20 protein-coding genes are annotated in these 26781 nt (G+C 73.6%); 6 read left to right on the top strand and 14 right to left on the bottom strand.

What is annotated here, in order from left to right:
- Positions 1-167: 167 nt before the first annotated feature.
- From ACZ4Z2_RS22415 to ACZ4Z2_RS22375, 9 genes are all read right to left on the bottom strand, one after another.
- Positions 168-1403, bottom strand: a complete 1236-nt coding sequence (locus ACZ4Z2_RS22415) for an MFS transporter (RefSeq protein ID WP_468078405.1) — start codon at positions 1401-1403, stop codon at positions 168-170.
- A complete protein-coding gene (locus tag ACZ4Z2_RS22410; protein ID WP_468078404.1) occupies positions 1400-2899 on the bottom strand; it encodes an FAD-dependent oxidoreductase in 1500 nt (499 codons plus the stop codon). Before ACZ4Z2_RS22410 ends, ACZ4Z2_RS22415 begins: the two co-directional genes overlap by 4 nt.
- Positions 2896-3267: a hypothetical protein gene (locus ACZ4Z2_RS22405; RefSeq protein WP_468078403.1), complete on the bottom strand. Its 372-nt coding sequence runs from the start codon at positions 3265-3267 to the stop codon at positions 2896-2898. Before ACZ4Z2_RS22405 ends, ACZ4Z2_RS22410 begins: the two co-directional genes overlap by 4 nt.
- Positions 3264-4697, bottom strand: a complete 1434-nt coding sequence (locus tag ACZ4Z2_RS22400; protein ID WP_468078402.1) for an aspartate aminotransferase family protein — start codon at positions 4695-4697, stop codon at positions 3264-3266. The genes ACZ4Z2_RS22405 and ACZ4Z2_RS22400 overlap by 4 nt, the downstream gene beginning before the upstream one ends.
- On the bottom strand, positions 4690-6141 hold the full coding sequence (locus ACZ4Z2_RS22395) for an NAD(P)/FAD-dependent oxidoreductase (protein ID WP_468078401.1): 1452 nt from the start codon (positions 6139-6141) through the stop codon (positions 4690-4692). The genes ACZ4Z2_RS22400 and ACZ4Z2_RS22395 overlap by 8 nt, the downstream gene beginning before the upstream one ends.
- Positions 6138-7070, bottom strand: coding sequence for a glycosyltransferase family 2 protein (locus ACZ4Z2_RS22390; protein ID WP_468078487.1), 933 nt, complete (start codon positions 7068-7070; stop codon positions 6138-6140). The genes ACZ4Z2_RS22395 and ACZ4Z2_RS22390 overlap by 4 nt, the downstream gene beginning before the upstream one ends.
- A 147-nt stretch (positions 7071-7217) precedes the next feature.
- Entirely contained in the window at positions 7218-8018 is an 801-nt protein-coding gene (locus tag ACZ4Z2_RS22385; RefSeq protein WP_468078400.1) for a thioesterase II family protein, read from the bottom strand.
- Positions 8015-10210: a non-ribosomal peptide synthetase gene (locus tag ACZ4Z2_RS22380; RefSeq protein WP_468078399.1), complete on the bottom strand. Its 2196-nt coding sequence runs from the start codon at positions 10208-10210 to the stop codon at positions 8015-8017. Before ACZ4Z2_RS22380 ends, ACZ4Z2_RS22385 begins: the two co-directional genes overlap by 4 nt.
- A gap of 69 nt (positions 10211-10279) precedes the next feature.
- On the bottom strand, positions 10280-11554 hold the full coding sequence (locus ACZ4Z2_RS22375) for an MFS transporter (RefSeq protein ID WP_468078398.1): 1275 nt from the start codon (positions 11552-11554) through the stop codon (positions 10280-10282).
- Between the two features lie 117 nt (positions 11555-11671).
- On the opposite strand from ACZ4Z2_RS22375, the gene ACZ4Z2_RS22370 reads away from it, so the two are divergent.
- Complete coding sequence (locus tag ACZ4Z2_RS22370) at positions 11672-13669, top strand: alpha/beta hydrolase family protein (protein ID WP_468078397.1); 1998 nt, start codon at positions 11672-11674, stop codon at positions 13667-13669.
- Positions 13670-13814: 145 nt separating this feature from the next.
- On the opposite strand, the gene ACZ4Z2_RS22365 is transcribed toward ACZ4Z2_RS22370, so the two are convergent.
- Positions 13815-14978, bottom strand: coding sequence for a glycosyltransferase family 2 protein (locus ACZ4Z2_RS22365; RefSeq protein ID WP_468078396.1), 1164 nt, complete (start codon positions 14976-14978; stop codon positions 13815-13817).
- A gap of 137 nt (positions 14979-15115) precedes the next feature.
- Between ACZ4Z2_RS22365 and ACZ4Z2_RS22360 the strand changes: the two genes are divergently transcribed.
- Positions 15116-15976 carry a glycosyltransferase family 2 protein gene (locus ACZ4Z2_RS22360; RefSeq protein WP_468078395.1) on the top strand — a complete coding sequence of 287 codons (861 nt, stop codon included), beginning with the start codon at positions 15116-15118 and terminating at the stop codon, positions 15974-15976.
- Between the two features lie 145 nt (positions 15977-16121).
- On the opposite strand, the gene ACZ4Z2_RS22355 is transcribed toward ACZ4Z2_RS22360, so the two are convergent.
- A complete protein-coding gene (locus tag ACZ4Z2_RS22355; RefSeq protein WP_468078394.1) occupies positions 16122-17417 on the bottom strand; it encodes a sugar efflux transporter in 1296 nt (431 codons plus the stop codon).
- A gap of 101 nt (positions 17418-17518) precedes the next feature.
- On the opposite strand from ACZ4Z2_RS22355, the gene ACZ4Z2_RS22350 reads away from it, so the two are divergent.
- A complete protein-coding gene (locus tag ACZ4Z2_RS22350; RefSeq protein WP_468078393.1) occupies positions 17519-18514 on the top strand; it encodes a UDP-glucuronic acid decarboxylase family protein in 996 nt (331 codons plus the stop codon).
- 108 nt (positions 18515-18622) lie between these two features.
- Here the strand turns inward: ACZ4Z2_RS22350 and ACZ4Z2_RS22345 are convergent, their stop codons facing one another.
- Positions 18623-19531, bottom strand: a complete 909-nt coding sequence (locus tag ACZ4Z2_RS22345; RefSeq protein WP_468078392.1) for an aminoglycoside phosphotransferase family protein — start codon at positions 19529-19531, stop codon at positions 18623-18625.
- Between the two features lie 147 nt (positions 19532-19678).
- Here ACZ4Z2_RS22345 and ACZ4Z2_RS22340 point away from each other — a divergent pair, with 147 nt between their 5' ends.
- From ACZ4Z2_RS22340 to ACZ4Z2_RS22330, 3 genes are all read left to right on the top strand, one after another.
- A complete protein-coding gene (locus ACZ4Z2_RS22340; protein ID WP_468078391.1) occupies positions 19679-20422 on the top strand; it encodes a class I SAM-dependent DNA methyltransferase in 744 nt (247 codons plus the stop codon).
- On the top strand, positions 20419-21156 hold the full coding sequence (locus ACZ4Z2_RS22335) for an SDR family NAD(P)-dependent oxidoreductase (protein ID WP_468078390.1): 738 nt from the start codon (positions 20419-20421) through the stop codon (positions 21154-21156). The genes ACZ4Z2_RS22340 and ACZ4Z2_RS22335 overlap by 4 nt, the downstream gene beginning before the upstream one ends.
- Positions 21157-21217: 61 nt before the next feature.
- Positions 21218-22654, top strand: a complete 1437-nt coding sequence (locus ACZ4Z2_RS22330) for an aminotransferase family protein (RefSeq protein ID WP_468078389.1) — start codon at positions 21218-21220, stop codon at positions 22652-22654.
- 35 nt (positions 22655-22689) lie between these two features.
- Here the strand turns inward: ACZ4Z2_RS22330 and ACZ4Z2_RS22325 are convergent, their stop codons facing one another.
- Entirely contained in the window at positions 22690-23580 is an 891-nt protein-coding gene (locus tag ACZ4Z2_RS22325; RefSeq protein WP_468078388.1) for a TauD/TfdA dioxygenase family protein, read from the bottom strand.
- A gap of 77 nt (positions 23581-23657) precedes the next feature.
- Positions 23658-26750 (bottom strand): type I polyketide synthase, encoded by a 3093-nt coding sequence (locus tag ACZ4Z2_RS22320; protein WP_468078387.1) that lies wholly within the window; start codon positions 26748-26750, stop codon positions 23658-23660.
- Between the last annotated feature and the right edge of the window lie 31 nt (positions 26751-26781).

Here is a 26781-nt window from a genome sequence, read left to right as displayed (position 1 = left end):
GGGCACATGATGGCCAAAGACCGCCGGTCGCGCGAGAGTTGAATCATGGTCGGCGACCGTTTTGCGGTCATTGGTGCGGTGATGTGTGAAGAAATCGCGGGGGAAGCGGGAGGCCGGGTGTCGACGCCGTGGTGAAATCACCTCCTGGACGGTGACGTCGCCGCGCGCTACGCCCGTCGTGAGGTCCTGTCGATCCACATCGACGACGCCAGGCACAGCAGCGCGATCGCGCACAGCACGAGGGGCACGGACCGTGCCCCCGCCCACTGGATCATCGCGCCCAGGGCGGGACCCGCGGCCACACCGCCGAGCATGGAGGCGGCGATCACATGGGCACTGGCGCTGCGCGCCATCGGCACCGTCCGGGTGAGCCAGGGCAGACCGGTGGGGAAGACGGGGGCGATGAACAGGCCCACGCCCGCGTACATGTAAGGGGCCAGGGCGGGCACCGTCGCCGCCGCCAGACAGACGGCCATGCCCGCGCAACTGATGTTGATGATGATGTGTTCCGGCCAACGGAGCGTCAGGGGGACCACCAGGAACCGGCCGACCGTCATCATCAGCCAGAAGACGGAGGTCGCCGAGGCGGCGAACGCCGAACCGTAGCCCACCGCCTCCAGATGCGTGGGTTCCCAGCCGCCCACCCCGGCCTCGACGCCCACGTGCAGGACGTACAGGACGACGAAGGCCAGCAGCAGGAACCGGACGCGGGCCCGGGCCGGGGACGCGGCCCGTCCGTCCGCCGGCCCGTCCGCCGCGGTCGCCGGCGCGGGGCTCCTGTCCCGCACACCGCGCAGGAACAGCAGCAGCGCCGCCGACACCACCCCGCAGCCCGCGAAGACGACCGTGTAGCGGTCCGAGCCCAGCAGACCGATCAGGGCGGGACCCGCCACCGCGCCGACACCGAAGAACGCGTTGAGGACATTGAGCATGGCGGTGCTGCGGGAGCCGAAGCCCACGGCGAACAACTGGTTGAGCCCGTAGTCGATCCCGCCGAAACCGAGACCGGCGAGGAACGCGGCGGCCAGCGCCAGGGGCCAGGCCGGGGCGAGCGCGAACCCGAGGGACCCGGCCGCCATCAGGGCGTACGAGACGCCCAGGAGGGTGCGGTTGCCGACCCGGTCGTGGACCCGGTTGAAGGCGAGCACACCGCCCACCCCGCCGATGAAGTGGGCGGTCAGCCCGACCCCGGCCGCGGCGGGCGACAGCCCGAACTCGTCGCGCAGCGCGGGGATCGAGGGGCCGTAGAACGACTGCAGCGCACCGATCAGGGCGAACCCCACACAGGACGCGACCAGGGCGGGCACACTGAACAGCCGCACCCGCGCGGCCTCCGCTCCCGTCCGGCGCTCATCCTCCTCGAGCGGGTGCCCCACCGCGCCCGTCGTCCGCTGGTCCGTCATGTGCCCGTCTTTCCTTCCTGCTCGTTGAAGCGGGCGACGATCTCGTGCGCGAACGCCATGATCGTTCCCTGGGGGCTGATGCCGGTGACGCCCGGGAGGACGCTCGCGTCACAGACCCGCAGCCCCTCGACCCCGTACGGCCTGCCGTACGCGTCGCACACCCCGCCCCGGTCGGCGTCGCCCATCCGCGCCGACGCCATGCCGTGCACCGACACCAGCTCCCAGTCGCCCGGCCGGACCCGCAGACAGAACTCCTCGACCTCGGACATCGCGGTGAAGGACGGCGCCGAGGACACCGGCGGCGTCACCTCCACGGCACCCGCGGCGAACAGCAGCCGCGCACTGAGCAGGAACGCCTCGCGCAGCGCGCTGTGGTCGACGGCCGTCATACCGTGCCGCAGCAGCATCCCGCCCCCGGGGAGGGCCCGCACGGTGGCGGTGCCGTGCAGCCGCACCTGGGTGGTGTAGACGCCCAGCCGGTCGAAGTCGGCGAGGAAACGCGCGACATCGGCGGGGGAGCGGCCCGCCAGCGCGGCGGCGAGCGCCCCCCGCGAGACGTTCGACGGCATCATCAGTACGCCCAGGTCGCCGAACTCCTTCAGCTGCGCGGTGAAGATCGTGCCGCGCTCCGCCGCCACCTCCTCACGGAAGCGCGCCACCGTACGCAGGTTGACGTGCAGCGCCAACTCCCGCCCCGCCCGGCGGTGCTGGATGCGGCTGCGCTGGAGCAGCGTGGGGGAGCCGAGCGGCCCCGCGGCGAGGAACACCGCCCGCGCCCGGTACACGGTGCGCACGCCGTCCGGGCCGGCCGCGAGGACCCCGCCCACCGTGCGGCCGTCGTGCAGCACGCGCAGCACCCGCGTGTCCGGGCGTATCCGGGCGCCCAGCGCCTCGGCCCGCGGCAGGTAGGTGACCGCCATGCTCTGCTTGGCGCCGGACGTGCAGCCGGTGGTGCAGCGGTTGCGGTGCGCGCAGCCCCGCACCACGCGGTGGGCGTGCTGCCAGCGCCAGCCGAGGAGGTCGGCCCCCGCCGTCAGCAGCCGCGAGTCACGGTTGTCCTCGGGGCCGCCATGGCCCTGGACGACGGTGCCGAGACGGCTGTTGACGGTCGTGAGGTGGGGCGCGAGGTCGGCCGCCCGGTAGCCGTCGAGGCCCGCGACCGCCGCCCAGCGGGCGAGGAGCGCGGGCGGCGGCTCCCAGAGCAGCCCCCCGTTGACCAGGGTCGTGCCGCCGACGGCGCGCCCCTCGCCGTACGCGATGGTCGGCGAGCCGAAGACCGGGGTCAGCCCGCCGTTGCGGTACAGGGTGCGCATGTTCTCGGCCGGGCTCGCCCCGGCGAGCCGCGCGGTGTCGGCGCGCGGCCCTTCCTCCAGGACCGTCACGTCGCGCCCCGCCGCGGCGAGTTCGAGCGCGGCCACGGCGCCACCGGCGCCCGAGCCGATCACGACCACGTCCGTGTCGACGGTACGGTGCCCACGGCCCAGGACCGCCCTCATCGCCGGCCCCCTTCCCCCGTACGACCGTCGAGCGCGCCCAGCAGCGCCAGCGCCGTGCTCGACCGCACCACCTCCGAGAAGCCCGGCAGCGCGGCCAGGGCCCGCATGCCCCGCCGGCCCTCCTCGCCGGTGGCGGCGCGCAGCGACCGCCCGCCGGAGGCGAGCCGGTACGCCAGCGGAAGCATCCGCAGCGCCGCCGCGTAACCGGCGCGATGGGTCAGCGGCAGCGTCCGCAGCGTCCCCAGGACATGGGCCTCCGCGGCGGCCCGGGCCGCGGGTTCGCCCAGGCAGGGGTACTGCCGCTGCCAGTACGAGCGCAGCCCGCTGGAGCGCAGCGCGGCACGCAGCAGCCGGGGCGCGGGACTCATCGGGGCCCCCTTCCCGCGGTCACCTTCTCCTTGACGAAGTCCGCGAGCAGCCGGGGCGCGCCCCGGCCGAGCACCGAGTCGAGGGCGTCCAGGAAGATCCGCGCCTCCTCCTCGCCCGCCACCAGCGGCGGGGACACGATCAGCGCGATGCTCCGGTTGGACCCGAAGAAGGTGAGGATGCCGTGGTCCCGGTAGAGCGCGGCGATCACCGCGCCCGTGAGCAGCTTGGCGAACGCCTGTGGGTCCCGGGCCAGTTCGACCGGCATCGCCTCCCGCACCGCCGCGGGCAGCCGGGGGCCCTGGCGCAGATACAGGCCGTGCAGGGCGCCCCGGCCCGCGGTGCCCGCGACCATCCCCGGATGCCGGGCGGCGAGATCGGCGAGCCCGGTGCCGAGGATTTCGCCGAGTTTGCGGGCGCGCCCCGGGAAGTCCTCCTCGACGGCGACCGACACCGCCTCCAGCGCCGTGGCCGTCTCCTCGCCGAAGCCGTAGTAGGTGGTGCTGTGCAGCGTGGCGTCCCGCAGGTTGTCGTACGCCTTGCGGAAGACGGGCTCGCGCGCGACGTACCCGGAGATCGACGACTTGCCGCCGCCGAACGACTTCGACGTCGTCAGCACGTCGGGCACCAGGCCGGGGTGGTGCATGAAGTGGAACAGCTCGCCCGTCTTGCCCCAGCCGGTGTACACCTCGTCGAAGACGAGGACGATGTCCCGCTCGGTGCACAGCCTGCGCACCTCGTACAGGAACTCGGCCGAGCACTCGCGCAGACTGGACGCGCTGAACGGCTCCAGCACGACCGCGTACACGTCGCTGCGGCCCCGCCCGTCCGTGTGCCGCTCCAGCGCCAGCCGGAACGACTCGATGTCCCCGTACGCGAACGCGTCCGTGCCCGGCAGCCGCGGATACTCGAAGTGGATCTCCGGGGACGCGGTGATGCTGCCCGCTCCCAGCAGCTTGCCGTGGAAGGCGATGTCCGTGTGCAGGACGGTGCCGCGCCGGCCGCCGTGGTACTTGTACGCGAGCTTCAGGGCGCCCTCCACGGCCTCGGCGCCCGAGTTCGGGAAGTACGAGATGTTCAGGTCGCCCGGGAGCAGCGCGGCGAGGTTGTGACCGAGCGCGGCGACGTACGGGGACAGGTAGTTCTTGTGGACCTCCATGCGCCGCGCCTCGCGGAAGCGGTCGCGTGCCCCGAGGATCCGGGGGTGGTTGTGGCCGTGGTTGAGGACCCCGACACCGCCGGTGAAGTCCAGGACGCGGCGTCCGTCGCGCAGCCGTATCCAGGCGCCCTGGGCGCTGTCGACGAGGTCGCGGCCGAAACCGAACGTGCCGATGAGGGAGACCTGGCTGCGGCTGACGTACCTGCCGTACAGGTCGTGGACCTGGGCGATGTCGAGGCGTTCGGCCTGGTCGAGGGTGAGCAGCTCAGGCACGGGACGCCTCCTCGGCCGGCGTCGCCGTGCGGCCGGTGCGCAGCCGGTCGGCGATGAGCCGGCCGGCCCTGCGGCCCTCCCGTACGGCGTAGTTGGTGCCCCGGTCCTCCGGGAACACCTGCGCCATGCTCGACAGGTACAGGCCGCCCAGCCGGGTCTCCAGCGGCGGCATCGCCCGGGTGTAGCCGGGCGTGATCAACGGCTGGGCGTACTCGGCGCGCCACACGTGGTGGGCGTCGACCCAGGAGCGGTCGAAGCCGGGGAACATCCGCCTCAGGTGCGGCAGGCTGTACTCGAAGACCTCTTCGTCGCTCATCCGGTACAACTCGGCCTCGGCCGGGAGGTACTTGGACAGGTAGACGACGTGCCGGCCGCCGTAGTGCGCCGGGTCGTCCATGTTGGTGTGCTCGATCACGCCGACGTAGGGGAAGGACGGGTCGTTGACGTTCAGCCAGTACGTGTCGGACAGCCTGCGGTTGTTCTCCAGGACCAGGCACACGTTCGCCAGGTAGCGGATGCCGCGCAACTGCCGGACCAGGGCCGGGACGGCGGGGTGCGCTGCCGGGCCCTCGGCGCCCTCCGGTTCAAGGAGGTCCGCCGCGAGCGCGGGCGCGGTGGTGAGCAGCACGTGCCGGGCGGGCAGGGCGTCACCGGCGCTGGTGCGCACGCCCGTCACCCCGGACGTGTCCATCAGCACGGAGTCCGCGGCGGTGCCGGTGCGGATCTCCACGCCCAGCTCGGCGAGGCGCTTGTGCAGCGCGGTCACCAGGGTCTCGCTGCCGCCCCGCAGGTAGTACAGGACCTCGCTGCCCGACTTGGTGCGGCTTCCGCCGCGCAGATGCAGCTTGGTCCACATCCAGGTCGCGCCGACCTCGTCGGCGTACGCGCCGAACTTCCCCTCCAGCAGGGGCCGCCACACCACCTCGTACACCCTGCGACCGCCGAGCGAGATCAGCCACTCCTTGGCGGTGAGGTTCTCCAGGGCACGCCAGTCGTCGACCCGGCCGGCGCGCAGCGCCATGACGCCGAGCCGCAGCCGGTCCAGGAGCGGCAGCGGCGCGAAACGCAGCAGGTCCAGGGGGCGGGAGAGCCGGTAGACGGAGTTGGCGTAGTACATGCCGGTGCGGGTGAGGTGCGGCTGGACCGCGTCGGCGACGCCCAGCCGGTCGCACAGACCGAGGATCTCCTCGTCCGAGTCGAACCAGTGGTGGTAGAAGCGCTCGATGCGCTTGCCCCCGCCGACGTCGAAACTGCCCGCCAGACCGCCCAGTTCCGGCTCCCGCTCCAGGACCGTCACCCGGTGGCCGCGTTCGGCCAGTTCCAGCGCGGCGGACAGACCGGTGAAGCCGCCGCCCACGACCACCGCGTCCCGGACGCCGTCGGCCGTCGTCTGTGCGTCCCGGCCGCGGGTGTGCCGGTCGTCGTGCCTGTTCGGCGTGTTCATGAGCGCTCCTTGACGTGCGCGGGCGAACCCTTCAGGGCCGGATTGCGGACCGAGTCGATGCGTTCCGTGACGAGATAGGGCGGGCGCCCCTGCACCTGCCGGAACACGCCGAGCAGGTACTCGCCCAGCACCCCGCAGGCCAGCGACTGCAACCCGAACGCGCCCAGCTGCGCGGCCTCCCGGGCGCTGCGCCGGACCACGCCGACACCGCCGGCCCCGAGCAGGGACGCGACACCGATGTACGTGGGAATGCGCAGCGGGAGGGCCGCCGAGCCCGAGAGGACTCCGGTACGGGACAGCGCCAGCATCTTGCGCAGCGTGTACTTGGTCGTGCCGGCGGCCCTGGGGTCGCGTTCGTAGGTGAGGCTCGTCTCGGGGAACCCGGTCCAGCTGATCTGGCCGCGCAGGAACAGCTCCTTCTCCCCGAGCGACGTCACGAAGTCGACGACCTCGCGGTCCATGAGGCGGAAGTCGCCCGTGTCGAGCGCGACGGGCTGGTCGCAGATCAGGGACAGCAGGCGGTAGTACAGAAAGGCGGTGGCCTTCTTCCGGCGGGTCTCGCCGTGCCGGGTGGCCCGGCGCGCCGACACCACCGACCAGCCCTTGAACCACTCCTCCGCCATGCTCGGGATGAGCTCGGGCGGATCCTGGAGGTCCGCGTCCATCAGGACGACGGCGTCTCCCCGGGCCTCGGCGAGACCGGCCAGGCACGCGGCCTGATGTCCGAAGTTGCGGCTGAAGCGGACCCCGCGGACCTGCGGGGACGACGAACCGGGCGGGGTGTCGGCGATGAGTTTCTGGATCAGCGCCCATGTCGCGTCGGCGCTGCCGTCGTCGACGTAGACGATCTCGTGGGGCAGGTCGCGCAGGGCGCGGGTCAGGCGCTGATGGGTGCGCCTGAGCACCTGTTCCTCGTTGTAGCAGGGCAGGACGACGCTGATGAGATACGAGCGCGGCGGTGCGCTGCTCGTCCGGTGCGTGGCGATGGGAACCCTCCTTGCGGTGGTGCGCGGAGCAGATCGGCGTGCGCTGTACGTGAGGGGGCGAACGGGGGCCGGGGAGGGTACGGGCGGTGCTCACAGGCTCTGGAGCAGCGCGAAGGGCGGTCTGGGCACGAGGTAGAAGTGGTCGCCCTCCACGACGTGTTCGCGGTGCGGGCCGACGGTCAGCTCGCTCCAGGGGCGGCGGTCGGCGTCGTCGTCCGCGTCCCCGACGATCGTCGTGACCGGGCACCGCAGGGGCGGATCGTCGGGCCGCGGGGTGTAGGAGTGGAACATCCGGCCGTCGTCGCGCACGTACGGCACGACCAGCTGCTGGAACTCCGGGTCCGACGCCAGCTCCGGGTCGGTGCCGCCGAGTTCGAGCAGCCGGGCGACCACCGCGGCGTCGTCCTCGTCCTGCTCCGCGGCGCTCTCCTCGGGGTCCGGGTAGGGCGCGTCGCGCGAGCCGGACGCCACGAGGTGCGCCGGGTGGACGCCGCGCCGCTCCAGACAGCGGGCCGTCTCCAGCGCGACGGCGGCGCCCATGCTGTGCCCGAAGAGGACGAGGGGCCGGTCGGCCAGCGGTTCGACCGCGTCCGCGATCGCGTGGGCGAGGCTCCGCAGGTCCAGGGCGGACGGCTCCCCGATGCGCTCGGCCCGCCCCGGGTAGCGCACGGAGTGCACCTCGAAGTCGGCCAGGCGCGCTCCCCAGTCCCGGAAGAACGCCGCCGACCCCCCGGCGTGCGGGAAGCAGATGAGGCGCCGGGCGGGGTCGGGGAGCGGGACGGGACAGTGCAGCCACAGGGCCCGGCCGGAGCGCGGCGGGCCGGGAGCGGGACGCCCGGCCGGGACCGCGGCGGGGGTGGGGGCGGGGGTGGAGGCGGGGGTGGAGGTCACTTCGCCGGCTCCTCCTGGGCGCGGTGGCGGCGGGCGCGCAGGGCGCGGGCGCGGCGGGCCGCGGAACGCCGGGCGTCGGCGTCGGGGTCGGCGGCGTCCGAGCCGCCGTCACGGATCAGGGCGACCTGCGCCGAGACGGTGGTGTGGCGGAACAGCGCGACGATCGGGGGCCGTGCGCCCGTGTGCCGCTCCAGGGCGTCCTGGAGCTGGAACATCGCCAGCGAGTGACCGCCCAGGTCGAAGAAGTTGACGTCGGCGGGCACGTCGGCGACCTTCAGGACCTCCGCCCAGGCCGCCGCGACCCCGGCCGACGGGTCACCGCCGGGCGCCCGCGGGGCCGTGCCGCCGCCGGGCGCCGCCTCGGCCGTGCCGCCGCCGGGTGTCTCCGCGGCGGGGCCGCCGCCGTGCGGCTCCTGCGTCCGTGAACGCAGAAGTGCTCGGTCGGCCTTGCCGTTGACGGTGCGGGGGAAGGAGTCGAGCACCTCGATCCGCGCGGGGACCATCGGCGCGGGCAGCGAGCGGGCCAGCTGCTCCCGCAGGTCCTGGGCGGCGGGCAGCGCGGGCGCGAGCACGAACCCGATGAGGGCGGTGCCCGGGGGGTCGGGCACGACGACCGCCTCACGCACCCCCGGCAGTTCGCACAACGCGGCCTCCACCGCGCCGAGTTCGATGCGATGGCCACGGATCTTGACCTGGTGGTCGCGGCGTCCCAGGAAGTCGAGGGTGCCCTCCTCGGTCCACCGGACGAGGTCACCCGTGCGGTACATCCGCGCCCCGCCCCCAGCGAAGGGATCGTCGAGGAACGCCTTCGCGGTGGCCTCGGGACGCCCGAAGTAGCCGTCGGCCACCCCGCAGCCCCCGATGAACAGCTCGCCCTCGGTGCCGCGCGGTACGGGCCGCAGCCCCTCGTCGAGGACGTACAGCCGCACGCCGGGCGCGGGGCCCCCGATCGTGACCGGTGCCGGCCCGCCGTAGCGGCGGTAGCTCGCCCAGACCGTCGCCTCGGTGGGGCCGTACTCGTTGACCAGCGCCACCGTGTGCGTGTGCAGCGCGAAGTGGCGTCGCATCAGGTCGGCGGGCAGGGGCTCGCCCGCCGTGGTCACCGTCTCCAGGGAGCGCAGCCGCCCGACGCCCTCCCGCTCGGCGGCGTCCAGCAGGACGGCGTACAGCGAGGGCACGCACAGCAGGTTCGTCACACCGTGCCGTTCGATCAGGTCCACCAGGCGCCCGGGGTCGCGGACCTCGTCGGACGCCGCCACGACCAGGTGCCCGCCGGCGGTGAGGGTGCCCCACAGCCCGGCGACGGAGGAGTCGAAGGCGAGCGGCGAGACGAGCAGGAAGACCGGCTTGCCCGGATAGACCATGCGCCGGGCGAGCGTCGAGGCGGCCAACTGCCGGTGCCCGACCTCGACTCCCTTCGGCTCGCCGGTGCTGCCGGAGGTGTAGATGAGGTAGGCGGGGTCGCCGCCGTCCACCTCGGCGGAGAGGGGTCCGCCGGTGGTCCCGGTGACGGAGGCGGGCCCCCGGGGGAGACCGCGCGCCGCGGGCCCGTCGGCGGCATACTCCATCGCGTGGGCGTGGGCGTGGGCGACCGCGCCGGCCGGCTCCCCGTCGCCGTCCTGGTCGTCCCCGGCGTCCACGGCGTCCCCGTGCGCCCGGGGAGCGCGTCCGGTCTCGCGCTCCCCGGTGGACGCGGCCATGTCCTCGACCCGCACCAGCGGCAGTCCGAGCCCGGTCAGACGGTCCGCGGCGGTCGCGCCGACCACGGCCGCGCCGACCCGGGCGTCGGTGAGGACACCGGCGATGCGCCGGTCGGGGTGGGCCAGGTCCATGGGGACGTACGCCGCCCCGGCCTTGAGGACGCCCAGCACGGCGGCCACCATCGCGGTGGACGGCTCCACGAGGACGGCGACACGGTCGCCCCGGCCGACGCCCGACTCGGCGAGCCGGTCCGCGACGCGCCGGGCCCAGGCGTCGAGCGCCCGGTAGTCGATGGTGCCGTCGCGGCCGCTGACCGCGGGGGCGGTGGGGGTGATCCGGGCGAAGCCCGCCACCAGTTCGTGCACCGGGGCCCGTCCCTCGCGCGGCAGAGGCGTGCCGGTGCCCAGCGCTCTCGTCTCGTCGAGCCCGGGCGCGGAGGTCGTGGGCGCCGACCGGTCGGCGAGCACATCGGTCTGGAGCCAGGTCGTCATCGGAACTCCTCTGCTGAGCGTCGGATCATGGGTGTGGGGGAGGGGGGCGGCCCGGGTGGCCGGCACGTGTCAGAGGCGGGCCGCGGGCCGTGGCGCGGGGCGCCGGGACAGGAACAGGAGCAGACAGGTGACGGCCAGGGTGACGGCGCCGAGCGACTGCCAGTAGAGCCAGCCCCGGCCCTGGTCGTGGAGCGCGACGAACAGTGCGCCGCCCGACAGCGCGCCGAGGGCCTCACCGAAGGACCAGCACACCTGGCGCAGGTTGAACGCCTCCAGCGTGGATCCGATGGGCAGCCCGGCGTAGGCGGTGCTCAGCATGGGCCCGAACGCCATCTCGGCCACCGAGAAGACGAGGACGGCGAGGATCGCGCCCACCACCGGTTCGAGTCCCGAACCGAGGGCCAGCATCGACCCGGCGAAGAGCAGGTTGGCGCCGCCGAGCACGGCGAAGGGCGTGGCCCCGCCCCGCATCAGCCGGCTGATCACCGCGGTGACCCCGGTCTGCAGGATCACGATCCAGAAGGCCGGTCCCGCGACGAGGAAGGAGCGCAGCGCGGCGGAGTCGAACCGCTGGGCCACGTAGAAGGCGAAGGCCGAGTAGAACTGCGCGTACACGAACGTGCCGAGGACGCCGGCCACGACCGTGCGCCGGATCGCGGGCGTCCTGACGACCTGGCGCAGCACCTTCCTGCCCACCGGCCACCGGCCGGAGGTCTCCGGCGGCCTGACCCCGCGCGGGAGACCGGGCAGCATGACGACCGCGGCCGCCACGTAGCACAGCGCCACGACGCCCATCAGTTTGTGCGGTTCCGCCGGTGTGTAGAGGGCGTTGGCGAGGAACGGGCCGAGCGCCGCGGCGCCGTTCACGGCGATCTGGAGGAGGGAGAAGACCCGGTTGCGGCCGATGTCGTCGTGGATCACCTCGGCGATGAGCACCCGCGAGTACAGGAAGTGCGCGCTCACCCCGAACCCGGCCAGGACGAGCAGCCCGCACAGCATCCAGTCCGCCCCCGCGAAGGGAAGCAGGCCGAAAGCGAGCGCCGACAGCAGGACGGACCCGACCATGCCCGGCGCGTAGGCGATCCGGCGCAGGCGGCGGGCCACGAGCGTGGCGGACAGGCCCGCCGAGGCGGTGTAGCAGAAGAGGCCGATGCCGACGATCGCGGTCCCGGAGCCGGGTGACCTGGCCGCGAGCAGCGGTCCGAGGACGGGGATGACGCTGTACAGGCCGAGGCTGCCCACGAGCGTCTCCGCCGCGAGTGCCGTGCGCAGCCGTCCCGTCGAGACGGTCCGCCCGCCCCCCGGCGCCTCCTCCCGCACCTCGTCCAGTGCGCTGCGAGTCATGGGGCTCCCTTCCGAGTGCGCCGCGGACCCAGGGAACGGGACCGCGAGGCAACATGTTGCCAACATTGGCACACTAAAGGCAACCTTGGGGGAAAGTCGACCGCACAGGAGGAACGGATGACAACTCCGCGTACCGCCGCCCACGGAACCTGGACCTCACCCGTCGGAGCGGCCGAGGCGGCCGCCGCCGAGGCACGCGTCGAGTGGACCGGCTTCGTCGGCGAGCAGGTCTGGTGGACCGAGGCCAGGCCCTGGGAGGGCGGGCGCACCGCGCTCGTCGCCCGCACACCCGACGGGGACGTGCGGGACGTCCTCGGACCGGAGTGGGACGTGCGGTCCCGGGTCATCGAGTACGGAGGGCGCCCCTGGCTCGCCCTCGGCGCGGACGTCTTTGCCGGCTTCGTCTTCACACACGGGGAGGACCAGCGGGTGTACCGGGCGGCGCCGGGGACCGAGCCGGTGCCGCTCACCCCGGAACCCGCGTTCCCCGCCGGGGCGCGCTACGCCGACTTCGCCCGTGTCGGCGAGGAGGTCTGGTGCCTGCGCGAGACGCCGGACGACGAGGCGGGCACCCGGGTCCACCGGGACATGGTGGCCCTGCCCCTGGACGGCGCCGCCGCGAAGGACCCGCGGGCGGTACGGATCCTCGCCGCGAGCCACCACTTCATGACCGGACCCAAGGTGTCGCCGGACGGGCTGCGGGTGGCCTGGATCGGCTGGAACCACCCGGACATGCCGTGGGACACCACGGACGTGATGTGCGCGCCCGTACGACCCGACGGCACCCTGGGCCCGGCCCGGCGGGTCGCGGGCGGTCCCGGTGTCTCCGTCGGCCAGGTCGAGTGGGCCCCGGACCGGCCGGACGTGCTGTACGTCCTCAGCGACCCGGACGGCTGGTGGAACATCCACGAGATCGGTCCCGACGGCGGCACCCGCAACCTGTGCCCCCGCGCGGAGGAGTTCGGCGAGCCCCTGTGGCGGATCGGCGCGCGCTGGTTCCTGCCGGCCGACGACGGACGGCTGTTCGTGGTGCACGGCACCCGCGACCGCCGGCTCGCCGTCCTGGAACGCGACGGCACCCTGCGCGACGTGCCCGCGCCCCACACCGAGTGGGCGGCGCTCGCCACCGACGGCCACCGTGTCGCCGGCACCGCGGCCGGACCCCGGCGGCGCTCCTCGGTGGTCCTGGTGGACTTCGACACCCCCACCGGCGAGCCCCGCCTCGACGTCCTGCGGGGCGCGGACCCCCGTGGCGACGACTGCGCGGAGTGGCTGCCGCACGGCCGTCACGAGGTGTTCCGCAACGCGGACGGCGAGGAGGTGCACGCGTTCGTGTACCTCCCGCACAACCCCGGGTTCACCGCGCCCGACGGCGAGTTGCCGCCCTTCCTGGTGCAGGCCCACGGCGGGCCCACCACGCGGAGCCGACTGGTGGTCAACCACGAGATCGCGTTCTTCACCAGCCGCGGCATCGGCGTCGTCGACGTGCAGTACGGCGGCTCCACCGGCTTCGGCAGGCCGTACCGCGAGCGGCTGCACGGGAAGTGGGGCGTGGTCGACGTGGCGGACTGCGCCGCCGTGGCCAGGGGGCTGATCGCCAGGGGGCTCGCCGACCCCGCGCGCATCGGCATCCGGGGCGGGAGCGCGGGCGGCTGGACGGCGGCGGCGTCCCTGGCGGCCGAGCCCGAGCTGTACCGCGTGGCGGGCATCTACTATCCGCTGCTCGACCCGGAGGAGTGGCGCGACCGGGGCACACACGACTTCGAGTCCCGCTACCTCGACAGCCTCCTCGGGCCGTGGCCCGAGGCCGCCGACCGCTACGCCGCGGTGTCACCGCTGCGCCGCGCCGACCGAGTGCGGGCCCCGTTCGTCATCCTCCAGGGCCTGGACGACACGGTCTGCCCACCGCGCCAGACCGAACGCTTCCTCGCCCGGCTGCGCGGCGGCGACGTCCCCCACGCCTACCTGGCCTTCCCCGGCGAACAGCACGGCTTCCGCAAGGCCGAGACGGTGACGGCCTGCCTGCACGCCGAACTCTCCGCCTACGGCCAGGTCTTCGGCTTCGAGCCCCCGGGGGTGCCCCGGCTGGAACTGTCGACGGCACCGGAGGGGTGAGCGCCGAGGCCGGGGTGCGGGGCGGGGCCGGCGGTCGGCGCGGTGGGGCGGGGGCCGACATCCGTGAGTCCGGCGCTTCGCGGCACGACGAGTCGGCCGGTGTCCGTGGGGGACACCGGCCGACTCGGCTACCGGCGGCGGGAGTTCAGGCCGGGTCGGGTGCCACCACGTGCCGGGCGACCCGCTTCGCCTCGCGCAGCACCGTCTCCCGGTAGCGCTCGCTCAGGCCCAGCACGGCGGGCAGCACCCGGCACTCCTCGACGCTTCCACCGGCGAAGGGCAGCGCGAGGCCCACCAGCGGCAGCACGCTCGCCGGACTCCCGTCGTCGAACAGCGCGCCCACCTCCGGGGCGGTGATCCGGCGCCGCCCGTCGACCGCGACCCCGACGAGAAGGGTGTCCTTGCCGTCGACGGTGCCGCGCGCCACGCCGAGCGTCTCGTGCGGGCCGTCCACGGCCGCCGCCACCTCGCGGCGGACCTCCTCGTACGACCGGTTGGCGCCCCACATGTCGAAGGCCCGGTAGAGCTCCACGTCCAGGGCCGGCCACTTGGCGAGGAAGTGGTCCATGTTGACGTCGAACTCGCGGAAGTTGGACGAGACGTCCCGGGCGTGCGGCAGATGCAGTCCGTACACGTCCTCCCCGCGCACGATCGGCACGCCCGCCGCGTGCACCCGGTACCCCCACTCCTGGTCCTCGCCGCCCCAGCCCCGGAACTCCTCGTCGAAGAACAGCTCGTGGCGCCGGACGGTCCCGGCGGGCACCGCGATGAACGCGCCCCAGACCAGCGTCCACGGCAGGACGAACGGATCGAACCGCCACCGCTTGTCGAGCCGGGCGCCGGACGAGGACTCCAGGTCCGCCAGCAGCGTCCGGTACTCGCGGTGCTCCGGCAGGTCGGACGTCTCGGCCGGGCGGTCCGACCGGCCGTCGAGACCCACGATCTGCCCCACCACGCAGACGTCCTGCCCGTCCGCGTAGTACCGCTCGTAGAGGGATTCCAGGCATCGCGGGGGCAGCGCCAGATCCGCGTCGAGGAACACCACGACCTCCCCGGACACCTGGCGCAGCGCCAGGTTCCGCGACCGGCAGAGGTTCCACTCCTCGTCCACCAGCACGGAGACGATGGTCAGCCGGTCCGCGTACTCCCGGCAGGCCGCGAGGTAGTCCTGCGAGTACTCCAGGGCCCCGACGACGACCTCGAACTCGGAGCCCGGCAGGGTCTGTTCGGCGAGCGCCGCGAGCGCGATGCGGAAGTTGCGCAGACGCTGCTTGTACGGGATCACGACGCTGAGCTTCGGACCGGCCATCGCATACCTCCTTGAACCCACCACAAGTTGGCAATATATTGCCAGAGCCTTGCCTCAATTGGCAATGCTTGGTTGGATCGAACCGGACCGGAGCGGGCCGGTATGGACCGGTACCGCGGGAGCGAGGGGAGAACCGTATGCACAAGGACACGATCGGGGTCGTGACGGTGACGCGAGGGCGTCCACGGCTGCTCCGGCGCGCCATGGCCTCCGTCCGCGCACAGGACTTCGACGGCCCCATCGAGCATGTCATCGTCATCGACGAACAGGACCCCGAGACGGTGGCGGCGGCCACCGCCGCCCCGACCCGCCCGGGACTGACGGTGACCGTGCACGAGCAGCCGCGCCCGGAGGCCGAGCGCGACGAGCCGCCGGGCGACAAGCGGCGCGTCTACCCGCGCCTGTCCCGCCTGTTCAACACGGGAGCGCGCATCTCCTCGGCGGACTGGATCGCGTTCCTGGACGACGACAACGAGTACGAGCCCCACCACCTGAGCAGCCTGCTGGAGTGCGCCCGGGAACACGATGTGCAGGTCGCCCACTCCGGAAGGACCCTGTGGTACGCCGACGGCACCCCCTACCTGGAGGAGGCGTGGCACACCGTCGACGACCCGGCCGAGGCCGCGCGGATCCACCGGGTCATGTGCGACAAGGGTGTCCGGATCCCCGGCACCAACATCCTGCTGGACCGCGCCGATCCGCGACGGCCCGGGGACGCCTTCCGCACCAGCAGCGTGATCCGGGCGGAGGATCCGGTCTCCCTGGTGGACCAGAGCGTGTGGCTGATACGCCGGGAACTGCTCCTGAAGCTGCCGATCCCGGAGACCTTCACCGAGGACGAGCACCTGGCCAACACCGCGCCCGACGACAAACTGCTGCGCACACTCCAGGACAACGAGGTCCCGATCGTGTCGACCGGGCAGCCCACCGTCCGCTACTACCTCGGCGGCGTCTCCAACAGGATCACCCGCCACCGGGAGACCGCGGCGGCCGAGTAGGCCGAACACGCCGAGTGGGCCGAACGGGCCGAGTGGGCCGAACGGGCCGAGTGGGCCGAATCGGCTCAGCGGGCCGAATCGGCTCAGCGGGCCGGCGGTGCGCGACGGAGCCGCGCGTCCCCCGACCATCCCGGGGCCGCGCGGCTCAGGCGTGCGCGGCGCCGCCGGGGGCGTGACCGTCCGGCCGGACGGGCTCGGGGCCCCGGCCCAGCACCAGCAGCACCGTCGCGAGGCCCGCGAGGAGCGCGCACGCCCAGAACACGCGGCCGTAGCCGACCCAGCCGATCACCGCGCCCGCGGTGGCGCCGCCCAGCATCACCCCGACCTGGAACGCGCCGGTGAACAGCGAGGAGGCCGCGCCCACGCGGTCGGGCATGGACTCCTGGAGGATGGTCACGGGGATGCTCAGCACCACCGCCATGAAGAAGGCGTTGAGCGCCTGGAGGGCGAGCAGCGCGACCTTGGACTCGGCCACCGGCAGCACCGCGAAGAACACCGTCGCGACACCGGCCGCGTACGTCACCAGGCGCCACTTGCCGATGCGCTCCGCGCGGGCGCCCAGATACATCATCACGGGGATCTCGATCGCCGAGGCGAGCCCGAGCAGCAGCCCCGTGAAGCCGGCGTCGTACCCGAGTCCCTTCGTCACGAACAGCGCGATGTCGATCTGGTAGACGCTGTTGACCGTCAGCAGCAGCATGGTGGCCACGAGCAGGAGCCACGAGGCACGTCCGATGCCGGAGAACGCCCTGCCCTTCGTCCCCTCCTGGGCGACGGGCGCGGGAGGCGGCTGGTGGGGCAGCAGCCACAGGCACAGGCCGGCCGCCAGGACGTACATCCCCGTCACCACCAGGTACAGGACCCCGAAGCCCTGGCTGTCGATCAGCAGGAACCCGATCGGGGGGCCGACGACCCAGGCCAGGGAGGTGAGGGCCCGCAGCAGGGAGTTGAAGAACGTGGCGTCCAGGGCCCGGGTCTCGGCGAACTCGCGTGTGTAGGCGAGCAGTTGCGGGAAGCAGGCGCTGCCGAGCGCGAAGAAGACGGCGCCGAAGAGGAACAGCAGGTAGTAGTCGCGGACGACGACGTAGGCGAAGGTGCCCACGGCGGACAGCAGGGTGCAGACGGTGAGCAGCAGACGCCGGTTGCCGATCCGGTCGGACAGCGCCCCGAACACCAGCCCGGACAGGACGCCGAGGATCCCCCTGCCCAGGAAGAACAGCCCGATCAGGAGCGGCCCGACACCGATCTCGTCGGACAGGAAGAGGCTGCCCGAGGTGCTCATCATGGCGCCGGACACCCCGATCAGCGCCGTGTTCGCGACCAGACCGGTGAGGGCGCCGTCCCTGGCCAGCCCCACCGCCCCGCCGTACAGCGCGCGGGCGCGGGTGCGGACGGCCTCCGTGAAGGGTCGTGCGCCGCGTTCGTCGGGAGACGTACTCACCGGTGGCTCCTCCGTCTGGCAAAAGTCGAGCACTTGATATTGCCAACCCTGCACACAGTAGGCAACAGTGGTGGCAAGTATTTGACAACGCGAGGAGGATCATGCGAGTCCTCATCACCGGCGGTGCCGGCTTCCTCGGATCCCATCTGTCCGACGCGCTGCTGAGACGGGGCGACAGTGTTGTCTGCGTCGACGACCTGTCGACGGGGCGTCTGGAGAACCTCCGGCAGGCACGGCGGAACCCAGCCTTCCGATTCATCCAGTGCGACGTCACCCAGGGGCTCGACGACCCCGGCCCGGTCGACGCCGTGGCCCATCTCGCCAGCCCGGCCTCCCCGCCGGACTATCTGCGGCGCCCCTTGCAGACACTGGCGGCCGGCAGCCGCGGCACCGAGCACGCGCTCGCCCTCGCCCGACGCCACGGCGCGCGTTTCCTGCTCGCCTCCACCAGTGAGGTCTACGGCAGCCCGGAGGTGCACCCGCAGACGGAGGACTACTGGGGGCACGTCAACCCGGTGGGGCCGCGGAGTGTCTACGACGAGAGCAAACGGTTCGCGGAGGCCCTCACCACCGCGTACCGCGGAGCCCTCGGCGTCGACACCGGGATCGTGCGGATCTTCAACACCTACGGTCCGCGCATGCGGGCGGACGACGGCAGGGTCGTCAGCAACTTCATCACCCAGGCGCTCGGCGGCGACGCGATCACCGTCTACGGCAGCGGCGAGCAGACCCGCAGCTTCTGCTACGTCGACGACCTGGTCCGCGGACTCGTCGCCATGCTCGACTCCGACGAGCCGGGGCCGGTCAACCTGGGCAACCCGGCGGAGTTCACCGTCGCCGAACTCGCCGACCTCGTACGCCGGATGACGGGGATCTCGGCGCCGGTGCACTACCGGGAGCTGCCGCAGGACGACCCGCCGCGCCGCCGTCCGGCCATCGAGCGGGCCGTCCGCACCCTCGGCTGGCGTCCCGTCGTCGACCTGGAGGAGGGGCTGCGGCACACGGTCGACTACTTCTCCGCGCGCTCCGGCGACGCGGCCGCCGAGGACCTCGCGGCGGTCGCCGGCCACTCCGCCGACCTCACGGTCGCCGGCTAGGGGGTGCGGGGCACAGGCGCCGCCGAGGTGTGCGACGACGACCTGCTCGTCATGGTCGTCGTCGCACACCTCGGCGGTCTCGGCCGAGCCGGGAGGCGGGGCCACCGGCTAGCCGAAGTCGTCGTGGTCGGAGAGCACCTGATCGATGATCCGCCGGTGGACGGCGGCCGTCCCGGGGTCGGTGTCGATGGCCCCGGACAGCACCAGCAGGGACTTCCACAGGGCCCAGCCCCGGGCCCGGGCCCACATGCCGCCGTCCTGCGCGACCGTCCGCCGGAACGCCTCGCGGCTGTCGCCCGAAAACATCGTCCACGCGATCACCAGGTCGCAGGCCGGATCACCGACCCCCGAGGTGCCGAAGTCGATGACGGCCGCCAGCTTGCCGTCCCTGACCAGCAGGTTGCCGCTCGCGATGTCCCCGTGGAACCAGACGGGCTTCCCGCGCCACTCGGCGGCGAGCGCGGCCCGCCAGACCTCGGCGGCCCGTTCGGTGTCGACGCGGCCCTCCAGGTCGGCGAGACAGCGGCGGGTCTCCTCGTCGTAGTGCGTCAGGGAGGCGCCCCGGTACCAGCTGTGCTCCCCGGCGAGCGGGCCGCCGGTGGCGTCGCAGCGTTGGAGGGCGAGGATGAAGTCCGCGACGGCGACGGCGAACTGCGCCATGTCGTCGATGCGTTCGGGGGCGGACGTCTCGCCGTCCAGCCAGCCGCGCACCGACCAGGGGAAGGGGTACCCCTCGCCCGGGAGGCCTCTGCCCAGCACGGTCGGGATGGCCACGGGCAGCGCGGGCGCCAGGCGTGGCAGCCACTCGCTCTCCTTGGCCACCGCGGGGACGTAGCCGGCGGCGGTGGGCAGCCGGACCGACATGTCGTCACCGAGTCGGTAGGTGCGGTTGTCCCAGCCGTCAACCTCCACCGGAACCACGGGTAAGTCGGCCCACTGCGGGAACTGACCGGCGATCAGCCTTGTGACCAGCGCGGCGTCGATGCCTGCGCGGCCGTCGGGGGGTGTCGAAACCATAGGGCGATGATCGCTCGAAACGGCATGTCTGTGCAACGGATTTGACACTTCCGTTCCCGGAGCGCTCCAGCAGGCTGGCAATGCATTGCCTTCAAGTTGCCAAGCGGGGCAAGATGGTAGGCAGTCCATCGACTGAAGGGTTTTCTCATGGCCACCGATTTCACGTTCGGAGATCCGGCGCTCTTCGGCGAGGTCTGGGCCGACGACTACGACGACAGCACCAGCCCCGACCCCACCCCCGCCGTCGACTTCCTCGCCCCGCTCGCGAAGGGCGGGCCCGCCCTCGAACTCGCCGTCGGCACCGGCCGGGTGGCCCTGCCGCTGGCCGCCCGCGGCATCCGCGTCGAAGGAGTCGAGGGATCCGCGAAGATGGCCGCGCGCCTGCGGGACAAACCCGGCGGCGAGGACATCCCCGTGACCGTCGGCGACATGGCCGACGTCCCCGTCAAGGGCCCCTTCACCCTCGTCTACCTCGTCTACAACACGCTGTTCAACCTCCTGGAGGCCGAGCGCCAGCAGGACTGCTTCCGCAACGTCGCCCGGGTCCTCGACGAGGACGGCGCCTTCGTGGTCGAGGCGTACGTCCCCGACCCGTCGTTCTTCGACCGTGGGCAGCGCGTCCAGGCCCTCTCGGTGACGGAGGACTCAGCCACCATCGAGGTGTTCCGCTTCGACCTGGCCGCCCAGCGCTTCCACAGCCAGAAGATCACCTTCGGCGCGGACGGCGTCCGTCTGCGCCCCCACGCCGAGCGCTACTGCTGGCCCGCCGAACTCGACGTGATGGCGGCCAACGCCGGCCTCCGCCTCGACCGGCGCGTGGCCGACTGGTCCGGCCGCCCCTTCGGCCCCGACAGCACCGGACACATCTCGGTGTACCGGCCCGAGCGATGACCCCGGGTGCGATCGCCCTGGTCACCGGGGCCAACCGCGGCATCGGACGGGAGGCCGCCCGGCAGCTCGCCCTGCGCGGGGCCCGGGTCCTCCTCGGCAGCCGCGACATCCGGCAGGGCGAGGACGCCGCCCGCGCCCTCGACCGCGAGGGCGTCCACGTCACCCCCGTGCCGCTCGACGTGACCGACACCCAGGGCGTCACCGACCTCGCGGCACGGCTGGAGAAGGAGCACGGCAGGCTCGACATCCTGGTCAACAACGCCGGTCACTTCCGCGGCGCCACCGCCGTCGACACCGACGCCCGGCTCGTCCGCGACATCCTCGACGTCAACGTGGTGGGCGCGGTCGCCGTGCTCCACGCGCTGCTGCCGCTGCTGCGCCGCTCCCCGGCGCCCCGCGTCGTCAACGTCTCCAGCACCACCGCCTCGTTCGGCCTCACCACCTCGGGGGCGGACCTGCCCGGCGACGCCTCGGCGCGCCTCGCGTACACCGCCTCGAAGGCCGCGCTGAACATGCTGACGGTCCAGTACGACCTCGCCTTCCGCCAGGACCCGGAGCTGCGGCACATCAAGATCAACTCGGTGTCGCCGGGCTGGACGGCCACCGCCATGAACGACTTCCGCGCCCCCCGCACCGTCCAGGAGGGCGCCCGCGCCCTCGTCGCGCTCGCCACCCTCCCCGACGACGGCCCGAGCGGCGGCTTCTTCGACGAACACGGCCCCCTGGCCTGGTGACCCCGCTCCGAGACACCGACGCAGTCAAGGAACCCCCGACCCACCCGAGAAGAGAGCGCCCATGAACGCACCCTGGACCACCGCCGAACCCCGCCGGCCCGAGACACCCGACGCCCCCGCCGACCGGCCGGCCCCCGCGCCGCCCGACCGGCCCGCCACCGCTCCACCCGCCCGGTCCGCCCCCGCGGCGGGCGCCCGCCCCACCGCACCCGCCGGTGACCGCGAGGCCGTACGGGACCGCGACCGGCGGCACGTCTGGCACACCTGGACCCCGCTCGCCGCCGACCGCTCCGCGCTGACCGTCTCGCACGGCGCGGGCCACCACGTGTGGGACATCGACGGCCGCGCCTACGTCGACGCCTCCGCGCTCAACTCCACCTGCGGCTACGCCCACCCCGACGTCCTGCGGGCCATCGTCGACCAGGCGTCCCGGCTCCACCACTTCGACCTCTCGGTCGCCGGCCACCGGCCCGCCGGTCTGCTCGCCGAACGCCTCGCCGGGCATCTCCCGGCCGACATGAGCAAGACGCTCTTCGTCAACAGCGGCTCCGAGGGCTTCGACGCGGCCCTGATGATGGCCGTCTCCTACTGGGCCCACCTCGGCCGCCCCCGCTCCCGGGTGGTCACCTTCGCCCGGTCCTACCACGGCGCCACACTCCTGAGCCGCAGCCTGTCCACGCTGCCCCGCAACCGGCACCTGCTGGCCGAGCCGCTCCCCGTCACCCGGGTCGAACTGCCCCGCGAGGCACGAGAGCTGCGCCACGCGGACGCACGGCCCGCCCTGCTCGCCGCCTTCGAGCAGGCCATCGGGCACGACCCCGACGACCTCCCGGCCGCCGTCGTCGTCGAACCGTTCCTCAATGTCGGCGGCGCCGTCGTGCTGCCGCCGGGTTTCCTGCGGGAACTGCGCGCCCTGTGCGACGCCACCGGCACCCTGCTGGTCCTCGACGAGGTCTTCACGGCGTACGGCCGCTGCGGCGCCATGTTCGCCGCCCTCCGCGAGGGCGTCACCCCCGACATCCTCGTCAGCAGCAAGGGCCTCAGCGGCGGATATGTGCCGATCGCGGCGGTCACCGTGCGGCAGCGCGTCCACGACACCTTCGACCGGGACCCGGTCATCGGCGGGCTCCGCTACGGACACACCACCTCCGGCCACGCCGTGGCCTGCGCGGCGGCGCTCGCCACCCTCGACGTCCTGGAGCGGCAGCGGCTGCCCGAACGGGCGGAACGGCTCGGTGCCGACCTGCTCCGCCGGCTCGCCCCGCTGGCCGACGCCCCCGGCGTGGTCGACGTCCGCGGACTCGGCCTCATCCTCGTCGTCGAGACCGCGTCACCGGAGCTGGTGACCGACGTCCTGGCCCGGGCCCGCGACAACGGGCTGCTGCTGCGCCAGGTCGGCGCGGCCGTCATGGCCGTACCGCCCCTGGTCATCGACGACGAGGGGGCCACGGCCGTGGTCGACGGACTGTACGAGGCGGTGTCGGCCGCAGTCGGCTGACACCGCCCCCTCAACTCAACCATCCGGCGACGGCGTCAGGAGACGCCGTCGCTGTACGCCGTGGTGTCACCGCTCAGCACCGCGCTCGGCCGCCCGTCGACGCCCACCGGGACCGAGCCGGTCACGGTGCACCGCTCCGCACGCCGGTCCATGTCGCCGTAGTCGAACACGGCGTAGTGCTGCGTGGCCCGGTTGTCCCAGATGGCCAGGTCGCCCTCGCTCCACCGCCAGCGGACGGTGTGCTCCGGGGTGGTGACGTACTCCTGGAGGACGCGCAGCACGTCCCGCGACGCCTGCGGGGAGAGCCCGACCGCCCGGCGGGCGAAGCCGCCCAGCAGGAGCGCGCGTTCACCGGTCTCGGGGTGGACGTGCACCGCCGGGTGCTCCGTCTCGAACAGGGTGGAGATGTACTCGCGGCGCGCGGCCACCGTGGCGTCCGTGTAGTCGGAGTCGTTGCTGTGCACGACCCGCAGCCGGTCGGCGAGCGCCCGCAGCGGCTCGGGCAGCGACTCGTACGCGGTCACGGTGTTGGCCCACATGGTGTCGCCGCCGAACGGCGGGGCGATCTTGTTGTGGAGGAACGCCAGCGCGGGCGGCCGGTCGACGAAGGTCAGATCGGTGTGCCAGTGGTTGGCGCGGGTGCCCTGCCGGGAGTCGATCTCCCTGACCTCGGGCCGGTTCTCCGGCGCCCGGTAGATGGGGTGACCGAGCGTCAGGTCGCCGAAGGCGCGGGCGAAGGCCGCCTGGCTCGCGTAGTCGAGCCGCTGGTTCCGCAGGAACACGACCTTGTGGCGGAGCAGGGCCCGGCGCAGTTCCGCCACGGTGGCCGCGTCCAGCGGGGCCGCCGCGTCCACGCCGCCTATCTCGGCACCGATGTGTCCGGCCAGCGGAGTGACGGTCATCCGGGCCGCTTGCACGGGGGTCATGGTCACGATGTGTGCCTTTCTGTCGGGGTCGGGTCTGCGTGGCTGTCGAGCCGAGGGATCGGACGGTCGGCTCCGGGTCACCGGGCCGGGGCCGCCTCCCGGGCGGTGAGGTCGCGCAGGAGGCCGGCCTGTCCGGCCAGCGAGCGGGCGGTCATCAGGTCCCGGACGGGGACGGGGACGCCCAGCTCCCGGCCCGCCCTGCGCGCGAGGCGGGTGGCCAGGAGCGAATCCCCGCCCAACTCGAAGAAGTCGGACTCCGCGCCGATGTCGCCGTGCCCCAGCAGCTCGGCCCAGAGCCGGGTCAGCAGGGAGACGGGGTCCTCGACGGGAGCGGGAGCGGGGACGGGAACAGGCGCGGGCGCGAGAGCCGGCGCGGGCGCGGACATGGCATGGGTCGCGGTCGTCGTCGTGACCGTCGCGGTGGCGGCCGTGGGCGAGGACGCGGGCGAGGCCGGTCCGGGTGCCGGCTGGTCCGCGGGGGCCGGGGGCGCCGTGACCGGCTTGCTGACGGACCGTGACGCGTCCGTCTGCGGCGCGGCCTCCGGGGCGATCCAGCGCGGGCCCGCGAACGGGTAGGCCGGCAGACGCACCCGGCGACGGGCCGGCCCGCACAGCGCGCGGCGGGGGAGGGGCTGGCCCCGGGTCCACAGGGTGCCGAGAGCCGTGAGCACCTCCTCCGCGGGGTGGGCCGTACGGGACGGGGAGAGCGGGACGGACGGGACACCGGCCGCCTCCGCGAGAGCGGACAGCACCCGGCCGGGCCCCACCTCCACCACCAGGGCGTCCGGGAAGCGCTCGGCGATCGACGCCATCGCGTCACCGAACCGCACGGTGCGCCGGGCCTGGTCGACGAACAGCTCGGGCCGGACGTCCGTGTCCGCGGGGACGAGGCGCCCGGTGACATTGGTGGCGAAGGGCACGACCGGCCTGCGCACGGTGACGGCGGCGAGCGCGTCGGCCAGACGCGGCAGGGCGGGCTCGACGAGCGCGGTGTGGAAGGCGCGCCGCGTGGCGAGACGGCGTACGAGGACACGGCCCGCGAGGCGCTCCTCGAACTCGGCCACGGCCTCGGCCGGTCCGGCGACCACACAGCCCTCGGCCGAGTTCACCGCGGCCAGTTCCAGGCCCAGCCCGGAGACGGCGAGGAGCTCGCGCGCCCGGGCCTCCTCGCAGCCGAGCGCGAGCATGGCGCCCTCCGGGCACTCCTGCATGGCCCGGCCGCGGACGGTCACCAGCCGTGCCGCGTCGCCGAGTTCGAAGACCCCGCCGACACAGGCGGCCGTGATCTCCCCGAGGCTGTGCCCGGCCAGCGCGGCGGGGGACACGCCGAGCGTGGTGAGCGCGGTGGCGGCCGCGTACTCGAAGGCGAACAGGACGGGCTGGGCCAGCTCCGTCTCGGCCAGCTCGGCGGCGGGGAACTCCGCGTCGAACAGCGCCCGGCGCATCCGCTCGGCGAGCGCCGGCTCGAACGCCCCGAGGCACTCGTCCAACGCGGCGGGGAAGTACGGCAGCGCCTCGGCGAGGGGCACGGCCATGCCGGGGTACTGGGTGCCCTGCCCCGGGAAGACGAGGACGACGGGGTCGGGTCCGGCCGCCGGGCGGGTGCCGCGCACCACGGCCGTGTTCCGGGTCAGCCGTCGGCCCACCTCGGCACACGTCCGGCCGGTCACCGCGAGCCGCTCCGGCAACTCCGCCCGCCCGGTCGCGAGCGTGGCCGCCACGTCAGCGAGGTTCGCGTCCTCCTCGGCCAGTCGTGCGCCCAGCCGGGCGGCCGAGCGGTCCAGGGCGTCGGGGTCGGCGGCGGACACCAGCACCAGGCGGGCACACTCGTCGGGCTCCTCCCGGACGGGCGCGGGAGGCGGCTGCTCGACGACGACATGGACGTTGGTGCCGCCGATCCCGAAGGAGCTGACGCCGGCCCGGCGCGGCTCGGGCCCGGTCCACGGCACGCACGCGGTGGGGACGTACAGCGGTGAACCGTCCGTCTCCAGCAGCGGGTTGAGACGGCTGAACCCGGCCACCGGCGGCACGATCCCCTTCTTCACCACCAGCAGCGCCTTGATCAGCGCGGCCACCCCGGCGGCGTTGTCGAGATGGCCGACGTTGGCCTTCAGCGCCCCGACCGCGACGGTGCCCGGACCCGCGCCCGCGCCGCTCAGCGCCGCCGACGCCGCCGACCACTCGATGGGATCGCCCACGCGGGTGCCGGTGCCGTGCGTCTCCAGATAGCCGATCGTGTCGCCGTCGACGTCAGCCGCGGCCAGCGCGGCCCGGATGACCTCCTCCTGACCGCCCACCGACGGGGCGTAGTAACCCGCCTTCGCGGCCCCGTCGTTGTTGATGGCGGTGCCGAGCACCACACCGTAGGGATCGGCGCCGTCCTCCACCGCGTCGGCGAGCCGGCGCAGGACGACGCACGCCGCCCCTGACCCGGCCACGACACCGTCCGCGTGCTCGTCGAAGGGCCGGCACCGCCCGGACGCCGAGTGGATGCCGCCCGGCACGGCGAGATAGCCCGCCTGCGGGTAGGGGACCCCGGCCGCGACGACGAGCGCCTGGTCGCAGTCACCGTTCAGCAGCGACTGCACGGCCATGTGCAGTGCCACCAGGGACGAGGAACAGGCCGTCTGCACGGCCACGGCGGGCCCCGTGAGCCCGAGCTTGTACGAGACGAGGCTCGCCATGAAGTCCGGCTCGGTGCCGTGGATCGCGTCCTCCAGGGTCAGCGGATCCAGCTCACCGCTCGCCACCATGGCGCGCAGATAGCCGCTGCCGCTGGCCGAGGCGAAGACAGCGGTCCTCGGCACCCGCCCCTCCCGTGCCGCGTCCCTGGCGAGGGGGGCGGTCCCGGCGTCCTCCAGGGCGGCCCAGGCGACCTCCAGCATCAGCCGGTGCTGCGGGTCCATCATCTCGGCCTCGCGCGGGCTGACTCCGAACAGCGTGTGGTCGAAGCGGTCGGCGTCGGCGAGATGACCGTGGACGGGGACGTAGTCGGGGTCGTCCAGCACCTCCTTCGGCACACCTGCCGCGAGGAGGTCGGACTTCTCGTAGCGCGTGGTCAGCACACGGCCTTCGGTCAGGGCCGTCCACCACGCGTCGAGGTCGGCCGCGCCGGGGAACCGGGCGGAGACACCGGTGACGGCGATGTCCAGGGAACGGTCACGAGTCATCAGAACCACCTTCGGCTTCGGGACACCCCGA

It is taken from the genome of Streptomyces sp. NPDC030183 (assembly GCF_055573455.1).
Note: the sequence above shows the minus strand (reverse complement) of the source record. Positions and strands in the feature narration are given on the sequence as shown.

Excerpts from the sequence above, each read along its gene's own strand:
- ACZ4Z2_RS22395 (WP_468078401.1), bottom strand. The coding sequence starts at position 6,141 with ATGAACACGCCGAACAGGCACGACGACCGGCACACCCGCGGCCGGGAC.
- ACZ4Z2_RS22380 (WP_468078399.1), bottom strand. The coding sequence starts at position 10,210 with ATGACGACCTGGCTCCAGACCGATGTGCTCGCCGACCGGTCGGCGCCC.
- ACZ4Z2_RS22415 (WP_468078405.1), bottom strand. The coding sequence starts at position 1,403 with ATGACGGACCAGCGGACGACGGGCGCGGTGGGGCACCCGCTCGAGGAG.
- ACZ4Z2_RS22365 (WP_468078396.1), bottom strand. The coding sequence starts at position 14,978 with ATGGCCGGTCCGAAGCTCAGCGTCGTGATCCCGTACAAGCAGCGTCTG.
- ACZ4Z2_RS22370 (WP_468078397.1), top strand. The coding sequence starts at position 11,672 with ATGACAACTCCGCGTACCGCCGCCCACGGAACCTGGACCTCACCCGTC.
- ACZ4Z2_RS22340 (WP_468078391.1), top strand. The coding sequence starts at position 19,679 with ATGGCCACCGATTTCACGTTCGGAGATCCGGCGCTCTTCGGCGAGGTC.
- ACZ4Z2_RS22330 (WP_468078389.1), top strand. The coding sequence starts at position 21,218 with ATGAACGCACCCTGGACCACCGCCGAACCCCGCCGGCCCGAGACACCC.
- ACZ4Z2_RS22410 (WP_468078404.1), bottom strand. The coding sequence starts at position 2,899 with ATGAGGGCGGTCCTGGGCCGTGGGCACCGTACCGTCGACACGGACGTG.
- ACZ4Z2_RS22350 (WP_468078393.1), top strand. The coding sequence starts at position 17,519 with ATGCGAGTCCTCATCACCGGCGGTGCCGGCTTCCTCGGATCCCATCTG.
- ACZ4Z2_RS22405 (WP_468078403.1), bottom strand. The coding sequence starts at position 3,267 with ATGAGTCCCGCGCCCCGGCTGCTGCGTGCCGCGCTGCGCTCCAGCGGG.
- ACZ4Z2_RS22335 (WP_468078390.1), top strand. The coding sequence starts at position 20,419 with ATGACCCCGGGTGCGATCGCCCTGGTCACCGGGGCCAACCGCGGCATC.
- ACZ4Z2_RS22325 (WP_468078388.1), bottom strand. The coding sequence starts at position 23,580 with ATGACCCCCGTGCAAGCGGCCCGGATGACCGTCACTCCGCTGGCCGGA.
- ACZ4Z2_RS22360 (WP_468078395.1), top strand. The coding sequence starts at position 15,116 with ATGCACAAGGACACGATCGGGGTCGTGACGGTGACGCGAGGGCGTCCA.
- ACZ4Z2_RS22375 (WP_468078398.1), bottom strand. The coding sequence starts at position 11,554 with ATGACTCGCAGCGCACTGGACGAGGTGCGGGAGGAGGCGCCGGGGGGC.
- ACZ4Z2_RS22345 (WP_468078392.1), bottom strand. The coding sequence starts at position 19,531 with ATGGTTTCGACACCCCCCGACGGCCGCGCAGGCATCGACGCCGCGCTG.
- ACZ4Z2_RS22320 (WP_468078387.1), bottom strand. The coding sequence starts at position 26,750 with ATGACTCGTGACCGTTCCCTGGACATCGCCGTCACCGGTGTCTCCGCC.